This is a genomic window from Kosakonia sacchari SP1, assembly GCF_000300455.3.
Taxonomy (GTDB): Bacteria; Pseudomonadota; Gammaproteobacteria; order Enterobacterales; family Enterobacteriaceae; genus Kosakonia; species Kosakonia sacchari.
This window is the reverse complement of the sequence record NZ_CP007215.2, coordinates 3,867,073-3,883,579: the sequence shown is the minus strand read 5'-3', so window position 1 is coordinate 3,883,579 and position 16,507 is coordinate 3,867,073. Positions and strand designations below refer to the sequence as shown.

General features: G+C 53.4%; 12 protein-coding genes. 9 read left to right on the top strand and 3 right to left on the bottom strand.

The annotated features are described in order from the left end of the window. Positions 1-18: 18 nt before the first annotated feature. The 5 genes from rlmD to eno all read left to right on the top strand — a co-directional run bounded on the left by rlmD (position 19) and on the right by eno (position 7,842). Complete coding sequence (gene rlmD / locus C813_RS41400) at positions 19-1,326, top strand: 23S rRNA (uracil(1939)-C(5))-methyltransferase RlmD (protein ID WP_017458745.1); 1,308 nt, start codon at positions 19-21, stop codon at positions 1,324-1,326. A gap of 52 nt (positions 1,327-1,378) precedes the next feature. After that, on the top strand, positions 1,379-3,616 hold the full coding sequence (relA, locus tag C813_RS41395; protein ID WP_017458746.1) for a GTP diphosphokinase: 2,238 nt from the start codon (positions 1,379-1,381) through the stop codon (positions 3,614-3,616). 64 nt (positions 3,617-3,680) lie between these two features. After that, on the top strand, positions 3,681-4,472 hold the full coding sequence (gene mazG, locus C813_RS41390; protein WP_017458747.1) for a nucleoside triphosphate pyrophosphohydrolase: 792 nt from the start codon (positions 3,681-3,683) through the stop codon (positions 4,470-4,472). 352 nt (positions 4,473-4,824) lie between these two features. Beyond that, entirely contained in the window at positions 4,825-6,462 is a 1,638-nt protein-coding gene (gene pyrG / locus C813_RS41385) for a glutamine hydrolyzing CTP synthase (protein ID WP_017458748.1), read from the top strand. Positions 6,463-6,543: 81 nt separating this feature from the next. Beyond that, positions 6,544-7,842 carry a phosphopyruvate hydratase gene (gene eno, locus C813_RS41380; protein ID WP_017458749.1) on the top strand — a complete coding sequence of 433 codons (1,299 nt, stop codon included), beginning with the start codon at positions 6,544-6,546 and terminating at the stop codon, positions 7,840-7,842. A gap of 62 nt (positions 7,843-7,904) precedes the next feature. Here eno and C813_RS41375 read toward each other — a convergent pair whose 3' ends face one another. Both C813_RS41375 and C813_RS41370 read right to left on the bottom strand, forming a co-directional pair. Continuing rightward, positions 7,905-9,014 (bottom strand): SDR family oxidoreductase, encoded by a 1,110-nt coding sequence (locus C813_RS41375; RefSeq protein WP_017458750.1) that lies wholly within the window; start codon positions 9,012-9,014, stop codon positions 7,905-7,907. 297 nt (positions 9,015-9,311) lie between these two features. Then, complete coding sequence (locus tag C813_RS41370; protein WP_017458751.1) at positions 9,312-10,250, bottom strand: TPM domain-containing protein; 939 nt, start codon at positions 10,248-10,250, stop codon at positions 9,312-9,314. Positions 10,251-10,448: 198 nt separating this feature from the next. Between C813_RS41370 and queE the strand changes: the two genes are divergently transcribed. After that, the gene (queE, locus tag C813_RS41365) at positions 10,449-11,120 is read left to right on the top strand and encodes a 7-carboxy-7-deazaguanine synthase QueE (RefSeq protein ID WP_017458752.1); all 672 of its coding nucleotides are present in this window, start codon (positions 10,449-10,451) and stop codon (positions 11,118-11,120) included. A gap of 218 nt (positions 11,121-11,338) precedes the next feature. Next, entirely contained in the window at positions 11,339-12,124 is a 786-nt protein-coding gene (locus C813_RS41360) for an SDR family oxidoreductase (RefSeq protein ID WP_025263717.1), read from the top strand. A gap of 98 nt (positions 12,125-12,222) precedes the next feature. Here the strand turns inward: C813_RS41360 and queD are convergent, their stop codons facing one another. Further along, complete coding sequence (gene queD, locus C813_RS41355) at positions 12,223-12,585, bottom strand: 6-carboxytetrahydropterin synthase QueD (protein WP_017458754.1); 363 nt, start codon at positions 12,583-12,585, stop codon at positions 12,223-12,225. A 356-nt stretch (positions 12,586-12,941) separates the two neighbouring features. On the opposite strand from queD, the gene cysJ reads away from it, so the two are divergent. Then, complete coding sequence (cysJ, locus tag C813_RS41350; RefSeq protein WP_017458755.1) at positions 12,942-14,747, top strand: NADPH-dependent assimilatory sulfite reductase flavoprotein subunit; 1,806 nt, start codon at positions 12,942-12,944, stop codon at positions 14,745-14,747. Next, a complete protein-coding gene (gene cysI, locus C813_RS41345; RefSeq protein WP_017458756.1) occupies positions 14,747-16,459 on the top strand; it encodes an assimilatory sulfite reductase (NADPH) hemoprotein subunit in 1,713 nt (570 codons plus the stop codon). Before cysJ ends, cysI begins: the two co-directional genes overlap by 1 nt. The last annotated feature ends 48 nt before the right edge of the window (positions 16,460-16,507 follow it).

Genomic DNA, 16,507 nt, shown 5'->3' with positions numbered 1-16,507 from the left:
ATGAGATAAATCCCTGCAATGGCGCAATTCTACTCTGCAAAACGACGTGTGACGACTAGTCAAAAAGTAACCGTAACCGTAACCGTAACTGATCTTGATCCCTTTGGGCAGGGGGTTGCGCGCCATAACGGGAAAGCGCTGTTCATCCCTGGGCTGTTACCCGGCGAAACGGCGGATATTGTGCTGAAAGAGGATAAGCGGCAGTTTTCACGCGGTGAGGTGAAACGCCGCCTGAATGATAGCGACGAGCGCGTTACGCCGCTGTGCCCGCATTTTGGCGTCTGCGGTGGCTGCCAGCAACAGCATGCCAGTATTGCCCTGCAACAGCGCAGCAAAAGTGCGGCGCTGGCGCGTTTGATGAAACGGGACGTCGATGAAGTGATTGCGGGCGAACCCTGGGGGTATCGCCGTCGCGCGCGGCTCAGCCTGAGCTGGCAGCCCAAAAGCCAGTGTCTGGAGATGGGGTTTCGCAAAGCGGGCGGCAACGACATTATTAATGTCACCCGCTGCCCGGTGTTGGTGCCCCGTCTTGAGGCATTACTGGCGCCGCTGCGCGAATGCCTGAGCGGGTTGCAGGCAGTGCGTCAACTTGGCCATGTTGAACTGGTGGAAGCCGATAATGGTCCATTAATGGTTTTGCGTCACACTGCTGCATTAAGTGCAACAGACAGAGAAAAACTGGAACAGTTTTCGCATTCTCAGGAACTCTCTCTGTATCTCGCGCCACAAAGCGAGATACTAGAACAGGTTAGCGGAGAATCTCCCTGGTACAGCTCTGACGGGCTACGCTTAACGTTCAGCCCGCGGGATTTTATTCAGGTTAACGATGGTGTTAACCAGCAGATGGTGGCGCGAGCGCTGGAATGGCTCGATGTGCAGCCCGGCGACCGGGTGCTGGACCTGTTCTGCGGCATGGGCAATTTCACGCTGCCACTGGCGAAACGCGCCGCCAGCGTGGTCGGTGTGGAGGGCGTCGCCGATCTGGTGGCGAAAGCGCAGGATAACGCGCAACAGAATGGCTTGCAGAATGTGACATTCTTTCATGAAAATCTGGAGGAAGATGTCACGAAACAGCCCTGGGCAAGCCGTGGTTTTGACAAAGTTTTACTCGATCCGGCACGCGCAGGCGCTGCCGGAGTGATGAAACATATTCTAAAATTGTCGCCGGGCAGAGTGGTGTACGTTTCTTGTAACCCCGCCACCCTTGCCCGCGACAGTGAAGCGCTATTGGATGCGGGTTACCAGATCCAGCGGCTGGCGATGCTGGACATGTTCCCGCACACTGGCCACCTGGAATCGATGGTGTTGTTTGTGAATCACAAATGATTAATTTCGGCTTGTCGAGTTCGACAGGCCCGGTCCCTGAAAGGAGAGGACAATGGTTGCGGTACGCAGTGCGCATTTGAACAAAGCGGGTGAATTCGATCCGGCCAAATGGATCGCGAGTCTGGGGATCACCAGTCAGCCGTCGTGTGAACGCTTAACCGAAACCTGGGCATATTGTCTGCGACAAACACAGGGACACCCGAACGCGGAATTACTGCTGTGGCGCGGTGTGGAGATGGTAGAGATCCTCTCCATGCTGAGCATGGATACCGACACGCTGCGTGCGGCGCTGCTGTTCCCGCTGGCCGATGCGGAAGTGGTCAGCGAAGAGGTGCTGCGTGAAAGCGTCGGCACGTCGGTGGTCAACCTGATCCATGGCGTACGCGATATGGCGGCTATCCGCCAGCTGAAAGCTACCCATACTGATTCCGTCTCCTCCGAACAAGTCGATAACGTTCGTCGTATGCTGCTGGCGATGGTGGATGATTTCCGCTGTGTAGTTATCAAGCTGGCGGAACGTATCGCCCATCTACGTGAAGTGAAAGATGCGCCGGAAGATGAGCGCGTACTGGCGGCGAAAGAGTGTACCAATATCTACGCGCCGCTGGCGAACCGGCTGGGAATCGGGCAGCTCAAATGGGAACTTGAGGATTACTGCTTCCGTTACCTGCATCCGGCGGAGTACAAACGCATCGCCAAGCTGCTGCACGAACGCCGTATCGATCGCGAACACTACATTGACGAATTTGTTGGGCATTTGCGTGCCGAAATGAAGACCGAAGGCGTCAAAGCGGAAGTGTATGGCCGCCCGAAACACATCTACAGCATCTGGCGCAAAATGCAGAAAAAACACCTCGCCTTTGATGAGCTGTTTGATGTGCGCGCCGTGCGTATCGTCGCTGAGCGTTTACAGGACTGCTACGCTGCGCTCGGGATCGTACACACCCATTACCGCCATCTGCCGGATGAGTTTGACGATTACGTCGCGAACCCAAAGCCGAACGGTTACCAGTCTATCCACACGGTGGTGCTTGGGCCGGGCGGTAAAACCGTTGAAATCCAGATTCGTACCCGCCAGATGCATGAAGATGCAGAGCTTGGCGTCGCTGCACACTGGAAATACAAAGAGGGCACGGCTACAGTTGGCGGCCCGCGTTCGGCGCACGAAGACCGCATTGCATGGCTGCGTAAACTGATCGCCTGGCAGGAAGAGATGGCCGATTCCGGCGAGATGCTCGACGAAGTTCGCAGCCAGGTGTTCGACGACCGTGTGTATGTCTTTACCCCGAAAGGCGATGTGGTGGACTTGCCTGCAGGTTCGACGCCGCTGGATTTTGCGTACCATATTCACAGCGATGTCGGGCACCGTTGCATTGGCGCCAAGATTGGCGGGCGCATCGTACCGTTCACTTATCAGTTGCAGATGGGCGATCAGATCGAAATTATCACCCAGAAGCAACCGAACCCAAGCCGCGACTGGCTGAACCCTAACCTGGGGTACGTGACCACCAGCCGTGGGCGCTCGAAGATCCACGCCTGGTTCCGGAAACAGGATCGCGACAAAAACATTCTTGCGGGGCGTCAGATCCTCGACGATGAGCTGGCCCATCTTGGCATTAGCCTGAAAGAGGCAGAAAAATTCCTGCTGCCGCGCTACAACTTTAACGAGCTGGACGAGTTGCTGGCGGCAATCGGCGGTGGGGATATCCGTCTCAATCAGATGGTGAATTTCCTGCAGTCGCAGTTCAATAAACCGAGCGCCGAGGAGCAGGACGCCGCCGCGCTGAAGCAACTGCAACAGAAAACGTACACACCGCAAAGTCGCAGTAAAGACAATGGCCGCGTCGTTGTCGAAGGCGTAGGCAATCTGATGCACCATATCGCGCGTTGCTGCCAGCCGATCCCGGGGGATGAAATCGTCGGTTTTATCACCCAGGGCCGCGGGATCTCCATTCACCGCGCCGACTGTGATCAGTTGGAAGAGCTGCGTAACGTGGCACCGGAACGTATCGTCGACGCCGTCTGGGGCGAAAGCTACTCGGCGGGTTACTCGCTGGTGGTGCGCGTCACGGCGAACGACCGTAGCGGTTTGCTGCGCGACATCACCACCATTCTCGCCAATGAGAAGGTGAACGTGCTCGGCGTTGCCAGCCGCAGCGACACCAAAGAACAGCTGGCCACCATCGATATGAATATCGAAATCTACAACCTGCAAGTGCTGGGCCGCGTGCTCGGCAAACTCAACCAGGTGCCGGACGTCATCGACGCTCGTCGCCTGCATGGTGGCTGATTTTCTCTTCATCCGAGCCTCGTCCTGATGGGCGAGGCTCAACACTCATTACCAGGGATTTCTCATGACTCAAATCGATCGTCTGCTCGGGATTATGCAACGCCTGCGCGATCCAGAAACCGGCTGCCCGTGGGACAAGGAGCAGACTTACGCCACCATTGCGCCTTACACGCTGGAAGAGACGTACGAAGTGCTGGACGCTATTTCGCGCGAAGATTTTGACGACTTACGCGGCGAACTGGGTGACCTGCTGTTCCAGGTGGTTTTTTATGCGCAGATGGCGCAGGAAGAAGGGCGTTTCGATTTCAACGACATTTGCGCCGCCATCAGCGACAAACTGGAGCGTCGTCACCCGCACATTTTCGGTGGCGCACATGCGGGAAACAGCACGGAAGTGCTGGCGCGTTGGGAGCAAATTAAAAGCGAAGAGCGTGCGGAAAAATCTCAGCACTCGGCGCTTGACGATATTCCCCACAGCCTGCCTGCGCTGATGCGTGCGCACAAAATTCAGAAGCGCTGCTCGACTGTCGGCTTTGACTGGACGTCGCTTGGCCCGGTGCTCGACAAAGTGTACGAAGAGATCGACGAAGTGATGGATGAAGCCAAACAAGCGGTGGTAGACGACGCGAAACTGGAAGAAGAGGTCGGCGATTTGTTGTTTGCGACCGTCAACCTTTCGCGTCATCTTGGCGTCAAAGCGGAAGTGGCGTTGCAAAAAGCCAACCTGAAATTTGAGCGGCGTTTTCGTGAAGTTGAGCGCATTGTGCGCGAACGCGGTCTGGAAATGACCGGTGTAGATCTGGAAACAATGGAAAATGTCTGGCAACAAGTAAAACGCCAGGAACATGATCTTTAAAGCATTTGTTCCAGTAAGCGCGATTTGTGTGATTTTTAAAATAACAAGCGCTTGATTTGCGTCAAAAACATTTACCCAAAAGTGGCTATTTTCACACTCCTTAAGTTTGTTGAAATGCCTTGAGAATCGCCTCTTCGAGTAATTCGGGTCGCAGCAAGGCGGCAACCGAGCGAATCTTCAGACGCAGCAAAATGTGCCGCGTCTGGGGTGAGCGACAGAAGCCAATGCAGATGCGGCCTGAAGAACAGAGGAGAGGGGCAATGAAAGTTTGTGGCGTAGACCATCATCGGGTATACTGCTTTCCCGTCTTGGTTATTCCATCGTCTTTTAAACCTAACTTCTCAGGTTCAGCATGACAACGAACTATATTTTTGTGACCGGCGGGGTCGTATCCTCTCTGGGTAAAGGCATTGCCGCAGCCTCCCTGGCAGCCATTCTTGAAGCCCGTGGCCTCAACGTCACCATGATGAAATTGGATCCCTACATTAACGTCGATCCAGGGACCATGAGTCCAATCCAGCATGGTGAAGTGTTCGTTACCGAAGACGGCGCTGAAACCGATCTGGATTTGGGTCACTACGAGCGTTTTATCCGCACCAAAATGACCCGTCGCAACAACTTCACCACTGGTCGTATCTACTCTGAGGTTCTGCGTAAAGAGCGTCGTGGCGACTATTTGGGCGCGACCGTACAGGTTATTCCGCACATCACCAACGCGATTAAAGAACGCATTATTGCCGGTGGCGAAGGTCATGACGTTGCGCTGGTTGAAATCGGCGGTACGGTGGGTGACATCGAATCCCTGCCGTTCCTTGAAGCTATCCGTCAGATGGCGGTAGAAGTGGGCCGTGAGCGCACTCTCTACATGCACCTGACGCTGGTGCCTTACATGGCGGCTTCCGGTGAAGTGAAAACCAAACCGACGCAGCACTCTGTTAAAGAGCTGCTCTCTATCGGTATTCAGCCAGATATTCTGATTTGCCGTTCCGATCGCGCGGTTCCTGCTAATGAACGCGCAAAAATTGCTTTGTTCTGTAACGTTCCAGAAAAAGCTGTGATTTCTCTGAAAGACGTCGATTCCATTTATAAAATCCCGGGCCTGTTGAAATCCCAGGGGCTGGACGATTATATTTGTAAACGATTCAGCTTGAACTGTCCGGAAGCAAATCTGGCCGAATGGGAACAGGTTATTTACGAAGAAGCGAATCCGTCAGGCGAAGTCACCATTGGTATGGTCGGTAAATACATTGAACTTCCGGACGCATACAAATCGGTTATTGAAGCACTGAAACACGGTGGCCTGAAAAACCGCGTAACCGTCAATATCAAGCTGATTGACTCGCAGGATGTTGAAACGCGCGGTGTAGAGATCTTAAAAGGTCTCGATGCGATTCTTATCCCTGGCGGCTTCGGCTACCGTGGTGTGGAAGGCAAGATCGCCACCGCGCGCTATGCGCGTGAAAACAATATTCCTTACTTGGGTATTTGCCTGGGTATGCAGGTTGCGTTGATTGAGTTCGCACGTAACGTAGTCGGGATGGAGAACGCCAACTCCACGGAATTTGTGCCAGACTGTAAATACCCGGTTGTGGCGCTTATTACCGAATGGCGTGACGAAGACGGCAACGTTGAGCAGCGTTCGGAGAAGAGCGATCTCGGTGGCACCATGCGCCTCGGCGCACAGCAGTGCCAGCTTGGTGATGACAGCCTGGTTCGCCAGTTGTATGGCGCGCCAACCATTATCGAACGCCATCGCCATCGTTACGAAGTCAACAATATGCTGTTGAAACAAATCGAAGCTGCGGGTCTGCGTGTTGCGGGCCGTTCCGGGGATGATCAGTTGGTCGAGATCATCGAAGTGCCGAATCATCCGTGGTTCGTCGCTTGTCAGTTCCACCCGGAATTTACTTCTACGCCGCGTGATGGACATCCGCTGTTTGCCGGTTTTGTCAAAGCCGCCAGCGAGTATCAGAAGCGCCAGGCGAAGTAAAAAAGTTACAACAGCAACGCGTACCATCGGTACGCGTTGTTTGTCTGGAGTTTTAGTTTAACTTGTACTGAGGAAAACCTAATGTCCAAAATCGTTAAAGTCATCGGTCGTGAAATCATCGACTCCCGTGGTAACCCGACTGTTGAAGCCGAAGTACACCTGGAAGGTGGTTTCGTAGGTCTGGCTGCTGCGCCGTCAGGTGCTTCCACTGGTTCCCGCGAAGCGCTGGAACTGCGCGATGGCGACAAATCCCGCTTCATGGGTAAAGGCGTACTGAAAGCGGTTGGCGCGGTTAACGGTCCGATCGCTCAGGCAATCCTGGGCAAAGACGCGAAAGACCAGGCCGGCATCGACAAAATCATGATCGATCTGGATGGTACCGAAAACAAATCTAACTTCGGCGCGAACGCCATCCTGGCTGTTTCTCTGGCTACCGCTAAAGCTGCTGCTGCCTCTAAAGGCCTGCCGCTGTACGCACACATCGCTGAACTGAACGGCACCCCGGGTAAATACTCCATGCCGGTTCCGATGATGAACATCATCAACGGTGGTGAGCACGCTGATAACAACGTCGACATTCAGGAGTTCATGATTCAGCCGGTTGGCGCGAAAACCCTGAAAGAAGCTGTACGTATGGGTTCAGAAGTGTTCCATAACCTGGCGAAAGTACTGAAATCCAAAGGCATGAACACGGCTGTGGGTGACGAAGGTGGCTACGCGCCGAACCTGGGTTCCAACGCAGAAGCACTGGCTGTTATCGCTGAAGCGGTTAAAGCTGCGGGCTACGAGCTGGGCAAAGACATCACTCTGGCGATGGACTGTGCAGCATCTGAGTTCTACAAAGACGGTAAATACGTTCTGGCTGGCGAAGGCAACAAAGCGTTCACCTCTGAAGAGTTCACTCACTTCCTGGAAGATCTGACCAAACAGTATCCGATCGTTTCCATCGAAGATGGTCTGGACGAATCTGACTGGGCTGGCTTTGCTTACCAGACCAAAGTGCTGGGCGACAAAATCCAGCTGGTGGGCGACGACCTGTTCGTAACCAACACCAAGATCCTGAAAGAAGGCATCGAAAAAGGCATCGTTAACTCCATCCTGATCAAATTCAACCAGATCGGTTCTCTGACCGAAACGCTGGCTGCGATCAAAATGGCGAAAGACGCTGGCTACACCGCTGTCATCTCTCACCGTTCTGGCGAAACTGAAGACGCTACCATCGCTGACCTGGCTGTTGGTACCGCTGCAGGCCAGATCAAAACCGGTTCTATGAGCCGTTCTGACCGCGTTGCTAAATACAACCAGCTGATTCGTATCGAAGAAGCGCTGGGTGATCAAGCACCGTTCAACGGTCGTAAAGAGATCAAAGGCCAGGCGTAATCGCTAAGCGTTGATCAAATAAAAATGCCAGTCAGTTGACTGGCATTTTTTTTGGCTTTTGACTATTTAAAATCGACTTCCATCTGCTGCGGTATCGTCAGACCGCGCGTTGTCTGCACGCAGCGGGCGATATAGTCAGTAAATCGCGGCGGCTTCGGCATACCCATACTGAGCAGCTTATCATTGCTGAAACGCACGTTAAGCGTGGCAAACGCTCCGTAAAGACGCATCGCTTTCAGCATCAGGCGCTCGTTGCACGGCCCGAAGATATCTTTCAGCTCGCGGCGCATTTTCACCAGCGTTTCATAACTAACCTGCGCGTATTTATCGCCAACCGGCGCTTTTTCCAGCGCTTTCGCCATTGCCCTGTCGATATCGGCAAAGCGGACGCTATTCTCTTCTCCGGCCGAGATATGCACCACTTCACCCTGTGCAATCTCTCCGCTAAGCAGCATCAGCAGCGCATCGGCGCAGTAATCCACCGGGATCACATCCACGCGATCTTCCAGCGAACACATAAATTTTTGCAGCATCAGCCCCATGCTGAACACCCAGAAGATACTGGTAGACGGCGTGCAACCGTGGCTGGTGTGGCCGACGACAATCGATGGCCGTGCGATCACCAGCGGCAACTGCGGGCACTCTTTGCGCATCAGTTGTTCGATAGTGGATTTGGAGTGCGTATAGGTCACCAGGTGCTCGGCATTCTCGCGAAACTCGCTGCTTTCCGGTACCAGTGAATCGGGCTCCGGGGTACACGACATCGCGGTGCCAACGTGCAGAAAACGCTGTAACCCGGCAACGTGCGACATCCGGCGTGCAAATGTCAACGTGCCTTCCACGTTGACTTTCCACACCAGCGGATTGTTACCAAAAGAGGCCACGGCTGCGCAGTTCAGCACGTGGGTGACATTTTCCAGACGTGGATCGGCAATAAAACCTTCTGGTTCGCCCAAATCGCCGAGCAGGATCTGCGACGTCGAAAGCGAGTTCAGCACCTCATCACTGAGGTTGAATTTGCGCATATTGCTTTTAACGCGCGCAAGCCCGGCTTCGCTATCTTCGGCGCGAACCAGCAGCAATAAATTCATCGGTAGATTGTCGTGAAGAATTTTTTCTAATACCGCCCCGCCAAGAAACCCAGTGACACCCGTAATCAATAATGTATTCATCAACGCTTTCTCATCATGGTTGTTGTGGCGGATTGTAGGCACAGAAAGCTAAACGCCATATCAATAAAATGACGTACAAAAACGGGGTTTCTTAAGCTGGTTTTAAGGAAGGAAGCGCAGGGGATTTGTCTACGACACCCAATAAAATAAAAGATTCCGCCACGTTTCGGAAAATATTTATATCGATGATATTTAATAGATTATTTTTAGTTTATTAGCCTGCGAATTATTCATGGATATAATTCAAAACGTAAAATAAATAATATCTTGTTACGTGTTTTTTTTGCGCTTTACGGCTCACCAATTTCCTGAAGAGCCGCTGCCGTCACTCGAACCGCCACCACCGCTGGAACTGTCGCTACTGCTATGCCCGGAACTTTCGCTGCTGGTGTAATGAGTTGTGTCGGTACTGGCCTCGCCTCCACGTGAATAATTGAGCTGCCTGCTCTCACGATATTTTTGCCGGCCTACGGCGGTAAGCCGCTGTGGGTAGAGCAACCATACGCACAACATCATCAGCAAAATAAAAGCGGGCACGGCAGCGCAGAATATCGTAAAAGGCAGCAGCAAAGGGTTTTGTTCACTGTACGCGAACAAAATCACGGCCAGAGGACAGGCGATAAAAAACAGTCCTGCCAGCGTGCGGATTTTGCCTTTGATCGTCAGGGCAATGATGACCACCGCCAACACAATCAAACTCTTCCACAGGGAAAACCAGGCGGCCATTTGCTGGAAAAATGACGGAGGTTGAGCTTTAGGTAGCGGCTGGCTGGCAAGCACGGTGCTGATCCCCTCAACGCCGCGCACAATTCCGGTATTCAGGTCATTCTGCCGGAAGGCTGGAATCATATATTCATCAATGATTTGCTTTGCCAGCGCGTTGGTTAACATGTCCTCAAGGCCGCTTCCCACTTCGATACGCACTTTTCTGTCCTGCCACGCGACCAGCACCAACACGCCGTCATTACGCCGGGCATCGCCAAGCTGCCAGCGGTTAAAAACCTCGTTGGCAAAGTGTTCGATGGTTTCGCCATTTGTCGTGGGTATCAGCAGTAGAGCGGTTTGTGTCCCTGTACGGGCATTCAGATCGCTTACCTGCTGGATAAGCGCTTTACGCTGCCAGAGGCTTAACTGATTTTCGGGATCGTTAACCACGCCATTCATCGGTGGAACAGGCACAGCCAGCGCCGGAAGGGTAAAACTCAGCACCAGCAGCAGTGCCAGTATGCGCGCCATTTGCATCATCCTTGCGAGGCAAATCAGGGAAAGAACCGTCATAGGATAGCGGCTGAAAGCCGGTAATGACAATTTGCCATAACTGATAGTTTTCATTATCAGGAAGTTAAATCGCCCGCTGTGCGCGGCGCAAATGGCACATGATCCCCTGAAGGTTATCTGCAATAATGGCGTTTTTCCCTGGTAATAAGAGCGACGATGCAGTACCCGATTAACGAGATGTTCCAGACCCTGCAAGGCGAGGGTTATTTCACCGGCGTTCCCGCCATTTTTATTCGTTTACAGGGATGCCCGGTTGGTTGCGCCTGGTGCGATACCAAACACACCTGGGATAAGCTCGCAGATCGGGAGGTGTCGCTGTACAGCATTCTCGCGAAGACCAAAGAGAGCGACAAATGGGGCGCGGCAAGCAGTGAAGATTTGCTCGCCATTATCCAGCGCCAGGGCTGGACAGCACGCCATGTGGTCATTACAGGTGGTGAGCCCTGCATACACGATCTCTCGGCGTTGACCACGCTGCTGGAGCACAACGGCTTTAGCTGTCAGATTGAAACCAGCGGCACGCACGAGGTTCGTACGTCGCACACCACCTGGGTCACCGTATCGCCGAAAGTGAATATGCGTGGTGGTTATGATGTCCTCCAGCAGGCGCTGGAGCGCGCCGATGAGATTAAGCACCCTGTTGGCCGCCTGCGCGATATTGAGGCGCTGGACGAGCTTTTGGCACAACTGCACGATGATAAACAGCGGGTCATCGCCTTGCAGCCGATAAGCCAGAAAGAGGATGCGACGCGCTTGTGTATTGAAACCTGTATCGCCCGCAACTGGCGACTGTCGATGCAGACACACAAATATCTCAATATTGCTTAATAGAAACCCGCCACTGGCGGGTTTTTTTATACAGAAAGGGAAAATAAAGTGATTATTCCGAAGTGAATTCTCGTGATAATTTAATTTTGACCTTTATCAAGTGCCATTTTATTTATCTGTGTTAGAAAACGTCCGGTCACGATATTTAAATATTGCAAAAGGTTGCTTCATTATTATGCGGCGCTGCCTTTTTTTCTAAAAGGATTTTGGAACAAGCAATGTCAATGAGATCAATTAATAATTTTTCGCTGGACTTTTTTTTCTTACAGGGGAAAACCGCTATTGTCACCGGCGGTAATAGTGGATTAGGACAGGCATTTTCCGTTGCGCTGGCAAAAGCCGGGGCAAATGTTTTTATTCCGGCGATTACTTCAGACGGTGGGGAAACAGAAGAAGCCATTAGGCAACAGGGCGTAGATGTTGAATTTATGGAAATTGATATTACCGCCGAAGGCGCACCGCAAAAGATCATCAGCGCCTGCTGTGAACGCTTCGGTACGGTTGATATTTTGGTGAATAATGCGGGCATCTGCAAAATGAATAATGTCTGGGCGTTTAATCGTGCTGACTGGGATCCGATGATTAATGTAAATCTTACGGCTGCCTTTGAATTATGTCATGAAGCTGCAAAAGTGATGGCGAAAAACCTGCGTGGCAAAATTATCAATATTTGCTCGGTGCGTTCATTTTTAGGTCAACAGGGATCGCCGGCCTATTCCGCGACAAAACATGCGTTGGCCGGTTTAACAAAAGCCTATTGCGATGAATTAGCGCAATTTAATATTCAAGTGAATGGTATTGCGCCGGGATATTTCTCCACGGATATCACGCAGATAATTCGTAACGATCGCAAGCAATATAAATGGGGAATTGATCACACACCGGCTATGCGCTGGGGAGATACGCAGGATTTAATGGGGGCGGTAATTTTTCTCGCCAGCCGCGCCTCGGATTATGTGAATGGTCATTTGCTGGTCGTCGATGGCGGTTATCTGGTGCGTTAAACACACTGGTGTCTGCGGGCGGAGCAGATAAAGCATGGGCAAATGTGCTGTCAACCCGCAGACTTGCTCGGCTCGCAGGTTGACGGTACAAAAGTTGTTTATTCGCCGCGATAAACGCAGCCTGCCGTGCAGGTCTCTTTTACCATCACCGCGCTCAGCAGCGGCACCACCGGTTTCATCTGATCCCAAATCCATTTCGCCAGCACTTCACTGGTAGGGTTTTCCAGCCCTGGGATCTCATTCAAATAGTAGTGATCCAGGCGCTCGTAAAGCGGCTTAAACGCAGCTTTCAGCTCGGCGAAGTCCATTATCCAGCCGGTATAAGGATCCACCTCGCCGGTGATCTCCAGGCGCACCATAAACGAGTGGCCATGCAGACGACCGCATTTGTGCCCCTGTGGGACATGCGGCAGATGATGAGCGGCTTCGAAAGTGAAATCTTTAAACAACGTGGTCGACATAATGAACTCTCAGGCTTACAAAAAACCGCCGCATGGTAGCGGAAATGACCTTTTTTAGCATTAATTAAAATCACTAAAAGCGGTTACGGCTTAAGCTGAACCGCAACACATTCATTTTGTGAATATAATTCAACGAGTTATTTAACCTGTTTTAGTGTTAACAACTATAACTAAAACAGGTTAGTTCTTTTGGTTATTTATTATTTCCAACCTTTCTTTAATTGTTATTATCCCCACCGTTAACCTTAGTTTCACTTCACTTTTTTAAAATTATATCCCCATGGATTTCGCGGCATTGGCGCGTTCACAAGCTGCGCGAAAGACGAAAGGGAATTGCTACTGGAACAATACGACGCATGACGACCCAGGTCCCACCTTCCGCGTTGCTTCCGCTTAATCCGGAGCAACTGGCTCGCCTCCAGGCGGCCACCACTGATTTAACACCCACTCAGCTCGCCTGGGTTTCCGGCTATTTCTGGGGCGTGCTGAATCAGCAGCCAACTGGCGCGACGGTCGCTGCGACGCCGGTAGCAGAAGCTTCCTCGATTACGCTGATTTCTGCCTCGCAGACCGGTAACGCCCGCCGTGTAGCCGAAGCACTGCGCGATGACTTATTGGCGGCGAAACTCAATGTCACGCTGGTCAACGCGGGCGACTACAAATTCAAACAGATAGCGAATGAGAAACTGCTGATCGTCGTTGCCTCTACGCAGGGTGAAGGGGAAGCACCGGAAGAAGCCGTTGCGCTGCATAAATTCCTGTTCTCGAAAAAAGCGCCAAAACTGGATGGCACCGCCTTTGCGGTCTTCGGTCTGGGCGACACCTCGTATGAATTTTTCTGCCAGGCCGGGAAAGATTTCGACAGCAAGCTGGCGGAGCTGGGCGCTGAACGTCTGCTGGATCGCGTCGATGCGGATGTCGAATACCAGGCCGCAGCAGCAGAATGGCGCGCCCGTGTGGTTGAGGTGCTGAAAGCCCGTGCGCCAGCCTCTACGCCTGCGCAAACCGCTGTCGCCGCCAGTGGTGCGGTGAATGAAATTTTCTCCAGCCCGTACACCAAAGAAGCACCACTTAGCGCAAGCCTGTCGGTTAACCAGAAAATCACCGGGCGTGATTCAGAAAAAGATGTGCGCCATATCGAAATCGATTTGGGCGACTCCGGTCTGCGTTATCAGCCGGGCGATGCGCTCGGCGTCTGGTATCAGAACGATCCTGCGTTAGTCAAAGAGCTTGTTGAGCTGCTGTGGCTGAAAGGCGATGAGCCCGTCACGGTCGATGGCAAAACTCTGCCGCTCGCCGAAGCGTTGCAATGGCATTACGAATTGACGGTCAACACCGCCAATATCGTGGAGAATTACGCCACCCTGACGCGTAGCGAATCGTTGCTGCCGCTGGTCGGCGATAAAGCGCAGTTGCAGCACTACGCCGCGACCACCCCGATTGTCGACATGGTGCGTTTCTCTCCGGCGCAGCTGGATGCGGATGCGCTGATTGGCCTGCTGCGCCCGCTGACGCCGCGCCTTTACTCGATTGCCTCTTCGCAGGCGGAAGTAGAGAGCGAAGTGCATATCACCGTCGGCGTGGTGCGTTATGACGTCGAAGGCCGCGCCCGTGCGGGCGGCGCCTCCAGCTTCCTCGCCGATCGCGTAGAAGAAGAGGGCGAAGTTCGCGTATTTATCGAGCATAACGATAATTTCCGCCTGCCAACGAATCCGCAAACGCCGGTGATCATGATTGGGCCGGGCACCGGTATCGCGCCGTTCCGCGCCTTTATGCAACAGCGCGCCGCCGATGAAGCGCCAGGCAAAAACTGGCTGTTCTTCGGCAATCCGCACTTTACCGAAGATTTCCTCTACCAGGTTGAGTGGCAGCGTTATGTGAAAGAGGGCGTGCTGAACCGCATCGATTTGGCCTGGTCCCGCGATCAAAAAGAAAAAGTTTACGTACAAGACAAACTGCGCGAGCAAGGCGCGGAACTGTGGCGCTGGATCAACGACGGTGCGCACATTTATGTCTGCGGCGACGCCAATCGCATGGCGAAAGACGTTGAGCAGGTTTTACTGGATGTGATTGCCGAATTTGGTGGCATGGACACCGAAGCGGCGGATGAATTTTTAAGTGAGCTGCGCGTTGAGCGCCGTTATCAGCGAGATGTCTACTAATGAGCGAAAAACACCCCGGCCCACTGGTGGTCGAAGGCAAACTGACCGACGCCGAACGTATGAAACGCGAAAGCAACTACCTGCGCGGTACGATTGCGGAAGATTTGCATGACGGTCTGACCGGCGGCTTCAACGGCGACAACTTTCTGCTGATCCGTTTTCACGGCATGTATCAGCAAGACGATCGCGATATCCGCGCCGAGCGTGCCGAGCAGAAACTGGAACCGCGCCACGCGATGATGCTGCGTTGCCGTTTGCCGGGTGGCGTCATCACCACTAAACAGTGGCAGGCGATTGATAAATTCGCCCACGACAACACCATTTACGGCAGCATCCGCCTGACCAACCGTCAGACGTTCCAGTTTCACGGCATTTTGAAGAAAAATGTGAAACCGGCGCACCAGATGCTGCACTCTGTTGGGCTGGACGCGCTGGCGACCGCCAACGACATGAACCGTAACGTGCTCTGTACTTCGAACCCGTACGAATCTGAACTGCACGCTGAAGCCTACGAGTGGGCGAAAAAGATCTCTGAACATCTGCTGCCGCGCACGCGCGCTTACGCCGAGATCTGGCTCGATCAGGAAAAAGTGGCGACCACGGATGAAGAGCCGATCTTGGGCCAGACTTACTTGCCGCGTAAGTTTAAAACCACAGTGGTTATTCCGCCGCAGAACGACATTGATCTGCACGCCAACGACATGAACTTCGTGGCGATTGCGGAAAACGGCAAGCTGGTGGGCTTTAACCTGCTGGTTGGCGGCGGTCTGTCTATCGAGCATGGCAACAAGAAAACGTACGCCCGCACGGCGAGCGAATTCGGTTATCTGCCGCTGGAACACACGCTGGCGGTCGCGGAAGCGGTGGTCACGACGCAGCGCGACTGGGGCAACCGCACCGATCGTAAAAACGCCAAAACCAAATACACGCTGGAGCGCGTTGGCGTTGAGACCTTCAAAGCGGAAGTTGAACGCCGCGCCGGGATCAAATTTGAACCGATCCGCCCGTACGAATTTACCGGTCGTGGCGATCGCATCGGTTGGGTGAAAGGCATCGACAATAAATGGCACCTGACGCTGTTTATTGAAAACGGCCGTATTCTGGATTACCCGGGCCGTCCGCTGAAAACCGGCTTGCTGGAAATTGCCAGGATCCACAAAGGCGAGTTCCGCATTACCGCTAACCAGAACCTGATCATCGCCGGTGTGCCGGAAAGTCAGAAAGCGAAGATCGAAAAACTGGCGCGCAGCCACGGGCTGATGGACGCGGTAAAACCGCAGCGCGAAAACTCAATGGCCTGTGTGTCGTTCCCGACCTGCCCGCTGGCGATGGCGGAAGCTGAGCGTTTCCTGCCTTCGTTTGTCGATAAAGTCGAAGCGGTGATGGAAAAACACGGCGTGGGCGATGACCACATTGTGCTGCGTGTGACTGGCTGCCCGAACGGCTGCGGTCGTGCGATGCTGGCGGAAATCGGCCTGGTCGGCAAAGCGCCGGGACGCTATAACTTGCATATCGGCGGTAATCGCAGTGGCACACGCATTCCGCGCATGTACCGCGAAAACATTACTGAACCCGAAATTCTGAGCGCTATCGATGAACTGGTCGCCCGCTGGGCGAACGAGCGTGAAGAGGGCGAAGGTTTTGGCGACTTCACCATCCGCGCTGGAATTATCCGCCCGGTGCTCGATCCGGCGCGGGATTTCTGGGAATAACGCCTGAATCCTTCCTCTCCGGCCGGGGAGGAAGAGGTGATAAGAGAG

Bases quoted from the DNA above. Each gene is read 5' to 3' on its own strand.
- rlmD (WP_017458745.1), top strand. From the start codon at position 19: ATGGCGCAATTCTACTCTGCAAAACGACGTGTGACGACTAGTCAAAAA.
- relA (WP_017458746.1), top strand. From the start codon at position 1,379: ATGGTTGCGGTACGCAGTGCGCATTTGAACAAAGCGGGTGAATTCGAT.
- mazG (WP_017458747.1), top strand. From the start codon at position 3,681: ATGACTCAAATCGATCGTCTGCTCGGGATTATGCAACGCCTGCGCGAT.
- pyrG (WP_017458748.1), top strand. From the start codon at position 4,825: ATGACAACGAACTATATTTTTGTGACCGGCGGGGTCGTATCCTCTCTG.
- eno (WP_017458749.1), top strand. From the start codon at position 6,544: ATGTCCAAAATCGTTAAAGTCATCGGTCGTGAAATCATCGACTCCCGT.
- C813_RS41375 (WP_017458750.1), bottom strand. From the start codon at position 9,014: ATGAATACATTATTGATTACGGGTGTCACTGGGTTTCTTGGCGGGGCG.
- C813_RS41370 (WP_017458751.1), bottom strand. From the start codon at position 10,250: ATGGCGCGCATACTGGCACTGCTGCTGGTGCTGAGTTTTACCCTTCCG.
- queE (WP_017458752.1), top strand. From the start codon at position 10,449: ATGCAGTACCCGATTAACGAGATGTTCCAGACCCTGCAAGGCGAGGGT.
- C813_RS41360 (WP_025263717.1), top strand. From the start codon at position 11,339: ATGTCAATGAGATCAATTAATAATTTTTCGCTGGACTTTTTTTTCTTA.
- queD (WP_017458754.1), bottom strand. From the start codon at position 12,585: ATGTCGACCACGTTGTTTAAAGATTTCACTTTCGAAGCCGCTCATCAT.
- cysJ (WP_017458755.1), top strand. From the start codon at position 12,942: ATGACGACCCAGGTCCCACCTTCCGCGTTGCTTCCGCTTAATCCGGAG.
- cysI (WP_017458756.1), top strand. From the start codon at position 14,747: ATGAGCGAAAAACACCCCGGCCCACTGGTGGTCGAAGGCAAACTGACC.